This is a genomic window from Vibrio minamisatsumaniensis (assembly GCF_050337445.1).
Taxonomy (GTDB): domain Bacteria; phylum Pseudomonadota; class Gammaproteobacteria; order Enterobacterales; family Vibrionaceae; genus Vibrio; species Vibrio artabrorum.
The window spans coordinates 1-10,680 of sequence record NZ_JAKJSY010000106.1 but is presented as its reverse complement, the minus strand read 5'-3'; the positions used below and the strand labels follow the sequence as shown (position 1 = coordinate 10,680).

Annotated in this window: 9 protein-coding genes; 5 read left to right on the top strand and 4 right to left on the bottom strand. The window is 43.4% G+C overall.

The genetic code is table 11. The features are described from left to right. The 4 genes from L4B77_RS18110 to arfB form a co-directional block, all read left to right on the top strand. Positions 1 to 1,298 (top strand): inosine/guanosine kinase (locus L4B77_RS18110; protein WP_429752128.1); only part of this gene is annotated, 1,298 nt, incomplete at its 5' end. 292 nt (positions 1,299 to 1,590) lie between these two features. After that, positions 1,591 to 3,339: a formate--tetrahydrofolate ligase gene (locus L4B77_RS18105; RefSeq protein WP_261839954.1), complete on the top strand. Its 1,749-nt coding sequence runs from the start codon at positions 1,591 to 1,593 to the stop codon at positions 3,337 to 3,339. Positions 3,340 to 3,587: 248 nt separating this feature from the next. After that, complete coding sequence (locus tag L4B77_RS18100; RefSeq protein WP_261839953.1) at positions 3,588 to 5,492, top strand: sensor domain-containing diguanylate cyclase; 1,905 nt, start codon at positions 3,588 to 3,590, stop codon at positions 5,490 to 5,492. 147 nt (positions 5,493 to 5,639) lie between these two features. Beyond that, on the top strand, positions 5,640 to 6,050 hold the full coding sequence (gene arfB, locus L4B77_RS18095) for an alternative ribosome rescue aminoacyl-tRNA hydrolase ArfB (protein WP_261839952.1): 411 nt from the start codon (positions 5,640 to 5,642) through the stop codon (positions 6,048 to 6,050). A gap of 30 nt (positions 6,051 to 6,080) precedes the next feature. Here arfB and L4B77_RS18090 read toward each other — a convergent pair whose 3' ends face one another. Continuing rightward, positions 6,081 to 6,410: a helix-turn-helix transcriptional regulator gene (locus L4B77_RS18090; RefSeq protein WP_429752125.1), complete on the bottom strand. Its 330-nt coding sequence runs from the start codon at positions 6,408 to 6,410 to the stop codon at positions 6,081 to 6,083. A 189-nt stretch (positions 6,411 to 6,599) separates the two neighbouring features. Between L4B77_RS18090 and L4B77_RS18085 the strand changes: the two genes are divergently transcribed. Beyond that, positions 6,600 to 6,923 carry a hypothetical protein gene (locus tag L4B77_RS18085; protein ID WP_429752123.1) on the top strand — a complete coding sequence of 108 codons (324 nt, stop codon included), beginning with the start codon at positions 6,600 to 6,602 and terminating at the stop codon, positions 6,921 to 6,923. A gap of 102 nt (positions 6,924 to 7,025) precedes the next feature. Here the strand turns inward: L4B77_RS18085 and L4B77_RS18080 are convergent, their stop codons facing one another. The 3 genes from L4B77_RS18080 to L4B77_RS18070 all read right to left on the bottom strand — a co-directional run bounded on the left by L4B77_RS18080 (position 7,026) and on the right by L4B77_RS18070 (position 10,553). After that, positions 7,026 to 8,093: a S1 family peptidase gene (locus L4B77_RS18080; protein WP_429752121.1), complete on the bottom strand. Its 1,068-nt coding sequence runs from the start codon at positions 8,091 to 8,093 to the stop codon at positions 7,026 to 7,028. Between the two features lie 260 nt (positions 8,094 to 8,353). Then, positions 8,354 to 9,487 (bottom strand): glycine cleavage system aminomethyltransferase GcvT, encoded by a 1,134-nt coding sequence (gcvT, locus tag L4B77_RS18075; protein ID WP_429752119.1) that lies wholly within the window; start codon positions 9,485 to 9,487, stop codon positions 8,354 to 8,356. Between the two features lie 442 nt (positions 9,488 to 9,929). Continuing rightward, complete coding sequence (locus tag L4B77_RS18070) at positions 9,930 to 10,553, bottom strand: helix-turn-helix domain-containing protein (RefSeq protein WP_261839947.1); 624 nt, start codon at positions 10,551 to 10,553, stop codon at positions 9,930 to 9,932. Positions 10,554 to 10,680 lie beyond the last annotated feature (127 nt).

Sequence of the window (10,680 nt, the reverse complement as noted above, 5' to 3'; positions counted from 1 at the left end):
TTCCTGGACAGCGTAAATCTAAGCACTATTTTCCAACTCACGCACGTGATCCGTTGGTCAACCAAATTCAACAAACGCCCAAGCTTCACCGCGCCACGATTGTCGGTGTCGGTCAAACTATTGTTGATATCGAAGCCCGTGTTGACAACTCGTTCCTAGAAAAATACCAGTTGAGTAAAGGTCACTCTCTCGTATTGGAAGAAAGCAAAGCTGATGCGCTGTACGAAGAGTTAGTTGAACGAGGGTTGATCACGCATCAATATCCTGGCGATACTATTGGCAATACATTACATAACTATTCTGTACTTGCAGACAGTAAATCGGTCCTGCTTGGTGTTATGTCTAAGAAGATTGAAGTCGGCTCATTTGGTTATCGTTACCTATGCCGTACATCTTCTCGCATGAACCTAAACCACCTACAAACGGTTGATGGTCCAATTGGCCGTTGCTACACACTTATTTCTGAAGATGGTGAACGTACGTTTGCGATCAATGAAGGGCACATGAACCAACTGCTTCCAGAGAGCATTCCTGAAAAAGTGTTCGAGAAAGCTTCTGCATTGGTTGTGTCGTCATACCTAATGCGTGGAAAACCCGAAGATCCGATGCCAAAAGCGGTACGAAAAGCGATCGAGTACGCGAAAGCGCACAATGTGCCTGTTGTACTCACGCTTGGTACTAAGTATGTGATCGAAGGTAACGCTGAGTGGTGGCAAGAATACCTGAAAGAAAACGTCACCATCGTCGCGATGAACGAAGACGAAGGTGAAGCATTAACGGGTGAAAAAGATCCACTACTTGCTGCTAACAAAGCGCTTGAGTGGGTTGATCTAGTCCTATGTACTGCGGGTCCTATTGGTCTTTACATGGCAGGTTATACCGACGAATTAGCCAAGCGTGAAACCACTCTGCCGCTATTGCCGGGTAACATCCCAGAGTTCAACAAGTATGAATTCAGCCGTGCGATGCGCAAGCAAGACTGTCAAAACCCAGTAAAAGTCTACTCTCACATTGGTCCTTATCTCGGAGGCCCACTTGAGATCAAGAACACCAATGGCGCTGGTGATGGTGCGCTTTCTGCTCTACTTCACGACATGGCCGCCAACAGCTATCACCAAGTCAACGTGCCGAATTCGGAGAAACATGAATTCACGTGTCTAACGTACTCGTCACTGTCTCAAATTTGTAAATACGCCAACCGTGTAAGCTATGAAGTTCTGACTCAACACTCTCCTCGCCTGTCTCGTGCACTACCAGAGCGTGAAGACAGTTTAGAAGAAACATACTGGGACCGCTAAACGACCCTAAGTTGTCACCCAAGTAGAATTGCTATTTAATTTCTCAAAGGGCTGCTATTTGCAGCCCTTTGTCTATGAAGATATTGGGTATTAACCGATAAGTACGTACAATGACAGGTAATCAGACGAATATTTTGCTTGTTTAAGATTTGATCTTGCGCAATGACTTTTAAGATCGGTTATTCCCAAGCACATAATTCATGTGGTTTGTCTTTACTTGACAGATTTATACAGTATTATCGCCACGCAAACGTTTACGTACCACCTTTAGGTTCTGATATAAGGATCAAATATGCTGTCTGATATTGATATTTGTCGCTCTACCCCCCTTAAAAACATCAGTGAAGTTGCTGAACGAGCTGGCCTTCAACACAACGAACACCAACCATTAGGGCAACACAAATCTAAAGTGTCTCTCATGTCGCTAGAACGCCTCGATAACCAAAAAGATGGCAAGTTAGTTTTAGTCACCGCGATTACACCAACTCCTCTAGGTGAAGGGAAAACCGTTACCACCATCGGTTTAGCGCAAGGTCTAGCAAAAATAAATCAATCGGTAATCGCCTGTATTCGTCAACCTTCCATGGGCCCGGTCTTTGGTGTTAAAGGAGGGGCTGCGGGTGGTGGTTACTCTCAAGTTGCCCCTATGGAACAATTGAACCTGCATCTGACCGGCGACATTCATGCAGTAACAGCGGCTCACAACCTTGCCTCTGCCGCGATTGACGCACGCTTGTATCATGAACAACGTGAAGGTTTGGATGCCTTTGAAGCGCGCAGTGGTTTAAAAGCATTAGACATAGACCCCAATCGAATCGTATGGCGACGCGTCGTTGATCATAATGATCGCGCATTACGCATGATCACAGTTGGCAAAAACGAAGCTAAAAAAACCATTAACGGCGTTGAGCGCGAAGACGGATTCGATATCTCAGCCGCTTCAGAGCTAATGGCGATTCTTGCTCTAGCGGATGACCTTCAAGATTTAAGAAAGCGCATCGGACGAGTAGTGCTTGCATACAATAGACAAGGCTTGCCATTAACTGCAGATGATTTCAACGTTGCTGGCGCGATGACCGTCACAATGAAAGATTCCATTGAGCCTACATTGATGCAAACCCTTGAAGGCGTTCCAACCCTAATACACGCTGGGCCTTTCGCGAACATCGCCCATGGCAACTCTTCCATTATTGCTGATAAGATCGCATTGAAGCTGAGTGATTTTGTTGTCACTGAAGGTGGCTTCGGATCCGATATGGGGTTCGAGAAAGCGTGCAATATCAAAGTGAAAGCATCAAATAAAAAGCCCGACTGCGCCGTTATCGTCGCAACATTACGTGGTTTAAAAGCAAACTCTGGCCTCTACGATTTTAAACCGGGTACTCCGTTACCAGATTCAATCTTTAATGATGACCAAGACGCACTTATTGCAGGCTTTGAGAACCTTAAATGGCATATCAATAACGTTAAGCAATACCAAGTGCCAACGGTTGTTGCGATTAACCGATTCCCACAGGATTCAGCTCAAGAGTTGGGTACTTTGAAACAGATGATCAGTGATTTCGACCCAAGCGTCAGCGTTGAAGTAAGCGAAGCATTTGGTCAAGGTGGCGAAGGGGCGACTCAGTTGGCTCAAGCCGTAGTCAAAGCGTGTCAAGAAGAGTGTGAATTTAAGCCTTTGTATCACTCTGAGCAAAGCCTAGAAGAAAAGCTAATGGCAGTCGCTGAAGTGGGTTATGGTGCGTCAAATATCTCTCTGTCACCCCTTGCAAAGCAACAACTCGACGATTTCAACAAACATGGATACAGTCATCTATCGGTTTGTTTGGCCAAAACACCACTCTCGATCTCTACCGAAGCACACATCAAAGGTGCCCCAACCCAGTTTAACGTTCCCGTTAGAGAGCTAAAACTTTGTGCGGGAGCCGGCTTTATTTACGCTTTGTGCGGTAATGTAATGACCATGCCCGGATTACCCGATAAACCAGCATTTATGTCGTTAGACATTGACGAGCAAGGCAACGTCATTGGCTTGAGTTAATCATTAAAATACATCCAGCCAAGTACTCCAAACTTTGAAAATTTACTCATCACGAAACAATCGTGCCGTGATGAGCAGGTATCAGCGATTAGCAGAAGAGCCCACTATTCGGTCAACAAATAAGCACCTTTGAAACAAGTCGCTATTGAACTGTAGCCATATGTAAATCTTAATCTAAATTCTGGGTGAAGATCACATTAAATGCCTTTTTAAATCTATAGTATTGCGCTGATTCTTTGAGGACAGTGATGAATACAAATATAAAAAAACTAATCGGCCAATTTCTCTGCACACTGTTTGCTCTTGGATTAGTTCCCGCCCTCTATTTTAAGTCTGAATTTAATAGGATAGACGTTGACTACGCGTTAAATATTAAGCAATCCAGTAAAAATCAAATCGAATACATCTTCCACAAGCTAGCCAGTATTATGAAGGAAACGTTTAATGCTGTGCCCTCAATGGCAGATTCAAAAATATTACTGCGCGCGATTAAAGACCCTTCATTAGATCATCAACAAGCGCTCAATGATCAATGGGTGGTACTGGCACAAAGCCACCAATATTACTCTCGCCTGCGTTACCTAGACTTAGACGGAAATGAAGTTTTCAACCTAAGTTATAACAACCAAAAAGCGACGATGGTGCCCAGTAACGAGCTACAGAATAAATCAAGCCGCAGCTACTTTAAAACCCTCCAACAATTACACATTGGTGAAGTCAAATCGGATAACATCGATCTAGAACTCGACCATGGAGAAATCGCCTACCCGTTAGCTCCTGTGCTAAGAATAATGACACCTGTCACTTCCGAAGGTCGAATTTTAGGCTACTTTATCGCAAACCTAGACATGCTAAAAATATACAAGCGTCTGATTTATCAAGTAAGTTCATCGGCAACCGAGCCTGTGATCCTTAATAAATTGGGCCACATCATTTTAGGGCCAAATATTGAAGAAGCATTCGGTCATTTAATTGAAGCACATTCAGATAACACTTATGCAAAGCAATACCCAAAGCTTTGGCTGTCGATTCAAAGCGAAACATCTTCTAGCTATTTTGACGGTGACAATTGGTACTTTCACTCAAGAATCGATGCTAATTTAACGCAGTTGTCGGACCCAGCGTATATGGTAATTCGTATGCAAAACCAACAATTTAAAAAGCAGTATCTTAAAGACAAGCAATCAACCGTTATTCAATCCGTTGCTTTGTTTATCTTAATTTCAATAATTTCAGTCGCTTTCGTGCTTTGGAATAGAAACCACAAAAAAAACAGTATCGAAAGCCAAGTAGCCAAAGCAGCGATGAACGGTATGTCGGCTTTGGTGATTACCAATAGAAATAATAGAATTATTAAAGTAAACCAAGAGTTTACGCGTGTTAGCGGCTATGAATTCGAAGACGTAAAAGGCCGTCAACCTTCCATGTTTGCCTCTGGGCGCTACACTCAAGAGTTCTACATCAATATGTGGACTGAACTCCAAAAAGTAGGCGTATGGGAAGGTGAAGTCGTCAATCGCTGCAAAGATGGTTCGTTAATTACGGAAATACTCAGAATACAAACCATCAAAGACTCTAAGGGTATCATTCAATTCTATGTCGCGTCTTTTGTCGATATCAGTAAACATAAAGCTCTCGAGAAAAAACTCCGGGCACTGAGTGAAAAAGACACATTAGCAGAGTGTTGGAATCGACGTAAATTCGACCTCGAACTTCGCGAGGAATGCCGTCGTGTCGATCATTCTCCATCGCAAAGTCAATCTTGCTTAGCTGTCTTAGATATCGATCATTTTAAACGTATTAACGATAGTTTTGGCCACGATTATGGGGACCGCGTGATTCAAAAAGTCGCGAAAACCTTACAACGTGAAAGTCGTGAAAATGACTTAGTTGCGCGCATCGGTGGCGAAGAGTTTGGTATTATTTTCCCGAAAACCACGACCGAAGAAGCCGAGTTCATACTCAACCGCTTAAAAGTGGCAGTCAGCATTGAGTTCGACGATATCGTGACAGTCAGTTGCGGAGTGACCAATATTACCAATGACCCCACTCTCAACTATAAGTGCGCCGATTTAGCCTTATACGAAGCAAAAGCAGCGGGGCGAAATAATGTATGCTTACTCCTCAGTAGCGAAATGAGCGAAATTGCCTAACAAGGCATACGATGCCCATTAAAGGATAATTCCTTATGCATCGTTAAAACTGTTTTTCATCACAGAGATCCATCTGTGAGAAAGTTACTGATACCTTAAGCAACATTCAGTATCATGAGCCCATATTACTGTTCAATATGGATGTTTATGTTACACATCTCTAACTCTGTTTCGATTCAAGACTGGGAACTTCAATTAACGGCGATCCGAGCACAAGGCGCCGGTGGCCAAAACGTCAATAAAGTATCGAGTGCTATCCATTTACGTTTTGACATCAATCATTCTACCCTACCAGATTTCTATAAAGAGAGACTCCTCGTACACAAAGACAGCCGTATCACCAAAGATGGCGTGATTATCATTAAAGCGCAGCAGTACCGGACTCAAGAACAAAACCGAGACGATGCTTTAGCACGCTTGAAAGAGTTGATCCTAGAGGCAACAAAAGTGCAAAAAACAAGAAGAGCAACCAAGCCAACGCGTGGATCTCAGAAAAGACGCTTAGAATCGAAAAAGCAAAGAAGCACCACCAAGCAACTTCGTGGAAGAGTGAGCTAATTGGCTGATACCCTGCCTCATCGAATCACATCACCGATGCAGCGAATGATGTTTTTTGACCGAGAGAATTAGCTTTATCAATAGCATCCGCTCTTCGCTGTTCAATAAACGACTGGCAGCAGTAACATCTTCCGCGGTCGTTTGAGACACACCAACCACATCAAGCACGACATCCAAATCTGTGAGTTTCAAGGTTCTGATAATCGAACGATATTGAGACATTTTGATATCGGCCTCACCCCGTTCAATACGCTGATAAGTTTTCAAACTCATCCCGGCACTTAACGCTAATTTTTCTTGTGACAAATGAGCTTGCTTTCTACGCTCAATCAACGCCATCACGATAGGCTCTTGTGACATAAGCTTTCCCTCACTGGACAGTTATGACCTAAATTCAGCAAGAAGCAGACCATATTGACTAACAGCCGTTTACTTAAGCCATTAACAGCCTATGATGCAGCCGATAAAAACGTTACGTTTCATCATGATATCTGTCATGAACGTGCAAGCGAGTAAACTTGAATATCAAGTATTAGGGAATAATAAAAATTGCAAATTGAGAATGACAAAGACGTACAGTTGGAAATTGCGAATCAATATGAACTGGCCTTTCCTTGCATTAAACAAGCATTAAAATCAAAAAATACGCTGAGCGAGATCAGAGTGATTCAGCATAGGCTGTTAACCTACAAAGAGATATTGCTTCATCAGAATATGTTGAATGAAAACGAACTAAAAAACGCTTTTTCAGCATTGAGACCCAGTGAGAAACGGACGGTGCAAGCGGGGATAAAAACGATTGATGACACAGTTAAAGAGATTGATGAAATCATTGAAAAATACAGCAGGAAAGTGATTCTAACCTTGAGTTAGACACTCATTAGATGACCAAAAAAGTTTGCTTCCCCCTTTAAGGATGATACCAATCACAGTAAGTCGACACGCGTCGACTTACCCTCTATGTAAAACGCGACGTTATGCCACTTTTCTCATTCCTGTGACCAACATCAGCATACCGAGCAAAGCAAATGAAATACTGCCACCACTGCTTGAACCAAACGAAATTGGTCGGTTTACATAGGCTGATCGTTTGGCATCCGTTGAGACAAACTTAGCCGTTTCATTACCAGCAACCACACTATCAATCCAATTTTTATAGTCATAGATTTCAGTAAATACAGACGTCACCTTCACCGTCCTGTCACGATTATCGCCACCACATGTTTCTGGCCCAAAACTGGTGATTCCAACTTGCTTGTAATCCGCGCCATCTTTCCAATACACGGGGCCACCTGAATCACCTTGGCACGTACCACCATATAAATTGGAGAAATTACTATAGTCTCCGATAAAACAAATTTGTTTATCCGTTAAGTTTGAACCTGCCGAGAACGCCGAGGCACAGGTGGCTTTATCAACATAAGTTAAGTCGACTTGTTGTAATAAGGTAGTGCCGTGCAAGCCAGAGCTCGTATCGCCATGACCTACAGCGGTAAACGTCTCTGAAGGACTACGATAACGCTCATCGTCTGCAGGCTTAACCACATCGTTAACTGAATCGATATTGAGTGCTCTTTCTAGCTTTAAGATGGCAACATCATTTGGTAATAGCTGGTTCAAACTGTTCGAGTAATCATCGCGATAATACACCTCAGAGACTCGGACTTTTTCAACGTTTCCATAAGGGAATTGCGAGGTATCTTGTAATTGAGGGATGACAACCGTAAATAACTGAGCCTCCTTATCGCCATAAATACAGTGTGCTGCCGTTAAAATATGCGTGGGATCTAAAATTGTTCCGCCACAGTAGGAGCCAACGGAGTAAAGACCATCATAATCAATACGATCAATAAACAAGCTTGCCATTGAAGGAAAATCCGTTACCGATGCATTGCTACCATTAACGATATAAGGCGTGACCTCGACGTTAGGAGGCGCTTCGAGCGTATTTTCTGCCGCCATAACACTTGACGTGACAATAAATGGCGCTAACAGCCCCAAAACGGCTTTGTGAACCGGACGCATTATATGGTTGATAGACATAGATAACCCCTTGTAACCCTTACTACTTATTGACAAGAATGATGAATCGACACAATAGCACATCGCACCTTTAGTATAGTAACAATTTGTAAGAGGTTTACCACAACTCTTACTTTATACATCCATGTCTAGGCCGCCGTTTCCAATGATATTCAACCGAGTTGATACCGCCCAATCGACAAAAAGCCTACTGTTAATATCCTCAATAAATTGAGTAACAGTAGGCTTTGGTTAAATTAGTGATCTTTTCTTAAAAGCGATTAGCCACGGTAGTAACGCTGAGGAACGAATGGCATTTTTTCTACTGTCATTGGCAGTTTCTTACCACGCACTTCAGCGAAAACCTCAGTACCAATCACCGCGAGGTCGCTACGCACATAGGCCATAGAAACTGGCTTACCCGCGTTAGGCCCAGCCGTACCGCTGGTTACCACACCAATCTTGTTATCATCGGCATCAAACAATTCAGCACCTTCACGGACAGGTGCCTTAGTTTGACCAACAAGCCCAACACGCTTACGTTGAACATCTTTGGTTGCGATTTGCTCAAGGATGATATCGGCACCCGGGAAACCGCCTGCACGCTCACCATCAGTACGACGAACTTTTTGGATGCCCCATAGCAGGCTAGCTTCTACTGGTGTTGTCGTTGTATCTAAATCGTGACCGTATAAACACAAACCACACTCAAGACGAAGGGAATCACGAGCACCAAGGCCAATCCACTCAACTTCAGCTTCTGAGGTTAGCTTACGCGCCAATGCTTCTGCGTGATCGTTAGGAACTGAGATCTCGTAGCCATCTTCGCCGGTATAGCCACTGCGGCTCACGATGCATTCAACCCCATCGATATCGATTTTTTGCACATCCATGAACAGCATCTCTGCAACGCTTGGTTGGAAACGAGCAAGAACCTCAGACGCTTTAGGGCCTTGAAGTGCTAACAGAGCGCGATCATCAATCACTTCCATCTCGACATCAGCAGGAAGGTGTGCCGTGAGATGATCGATGTCCTGTGCCTTACACGCTGCATTGACAACAACAAATAGGTGATCGCCTAGATTAGCAACCATCAGATCGTCCATAATGCCGCCCTGTTCATTGGTAAAGAACGCATAGCGCTGCTTACCGGAAGGAAGGTCAATAATATCGACAGGAACCAAAGATTCTAAGACAGCTGCGGCATTAGCGCCATGAAGACGAAGTTGCCCCATGTGAGAAACATCAAAAAGACCGGCAGCAGCACGAGTGTGTAAGTGCTCTTTCTTTACACCTAATGGGTACTGAACGGGCATATCATAGCCAGCGAAAGGCACCATTTTTGCGCCCTCTTCAACGTGAAGTGCATGCAGCGGTGTTTTTAGTAGGTCTTGATTAGCGTGTTCTTGAGTCATTTTATTCTCCATGAAGCATGCAGGCTTTCCTATATCAAGCCTGCCACTTATATCTCTATGTCGAGTCGTCCTAACGAGTGTGAATTCCATTAGAAAGAGCAGATAGCAAAAAGGATGTCTTTTACTCAGGTCTTATCGTTAGCGTTATAAATAAAGGCTGCGATCAAAAACCTTTACCAATCACTTTTAATCATTCACTTCCGTAAACTTGAATCGACATGAGTAAACCGTGTTTATTATAATAAACAAGCATGCGACAATTTTGCCCCCTTAACAAGATGAAAACAGATCAAAATGTGACAGTTAACCCATTGGAAGCTCGATATCGCCCGATAAAAGAGATGATATTGAGTGGTTTTAGCACAACACCTCGCCAATTTGGTCACATTAGTAGCGTTAGCAAACGGTTGCATTCACTATAGGAAATTCTCATTTTGTTGATTTATTTTGCGGTCACCCACAAAATCAGCGCATCTTCTGAGCTAGTGGAAATCAGCATGTGTCCCATATTCGCGTCGTAATATAAGCTATCGCCTTCGCTCATAGGAACGGGTTCGTAAAATTCTGAATAGAACATTACATCGCCAGAGATAATCATCAGAAACTCTTCACCATCGTGACGCACCCAATCATTGTACTCTTCAAAAGCACGAGCTCTTACACGGCTTTTAAACGGCATCATCTTCTTATTAGAAAGTTCAGTGGCAAGCAACTCATGTTCATAAGTTGGAGTGGGATGAGGTTTCCCTTGGCCAGCCTTGGTTAAATCTCGACGCCCAGTTGCGACTTTTTTCCTTGGTGGTTCAAAGAGTTGAGGCATATCGATTTGCAAACCTACCGCCAACTTCTGCATCGCTTGAAAGGTTGGTGAAATTTGTTCGTTCTCAATTTTACTCAATGTTGAACGTGCTAATCCGGTACGTTGACTCGCCTCTTCCAGCGTGATTCCTAGCTTACTGCGGATATCTTTTATGCGCTGACCCAATTTAAGAGGCTCAATATTCTGATCTAGCGTTTCCTTCGCCAAGGTTAAAGATGGGTACTCATCGTAGATGTCTTCTGACATAGGTCCCTCATTCGTATTGTGCATTTTATCTATTCATTTGATTGTGGCATGAAGCACTTTATTGATTAAAGAGTAGTCTCAGAAATAAAGCGTGCTCCCTGTAACAAAATAAGAAAAACTGTTTCCT

Coding starts and splice junctions, on each gene's coding strand:
- L4B77_RS18105 (WP_261839954.1), top strand. CDS start 1,591: ATGCTGTCTGATATTGATATTTGTCGCTCTACCCCCCTTAAAAACATC.
- L4B77_RS18100 (WP_261839953.1), top strand. CDS start 3,588: ATGAATACAAATATAAAAAAACTAATCGGCCAATTTCTCTGCACACTG.
- arfB (WP_261839952.1), top strand. CDS start 5,640: ATGTTACACATCTCTAACTCTGTTTCGATTCAAGACTGGGAACTTCAA.
- L4B77_RS18090 (WP_429752125.1), bottom strand. CDS start 6,410: ATGTCACAAGAGCCTATCGTGATGGCGTTGATTGAGCGTAGAAAGCAA.
- L4B77_RS18080 (WP_429752121.1), bottom strand. CDS start 8,093: ATGTCTATCAACCATATAATGCGTCCGGTTCACAAAGCCGTTTTGGGG.
- gcvT (WP_429752119.1), bottom strand. CDS start 9,487: ATGACTCAAGAACACGCTAATCAAGACCTACTAAAAACACCGCTGCAT.
- L4B77_RS18070 (WP_261839947.1), bottom strand. CDS start 10,553: ATGTCAGAAGACATCTACGATGAGTACCCATCTTTAACCTTGGCGAAG.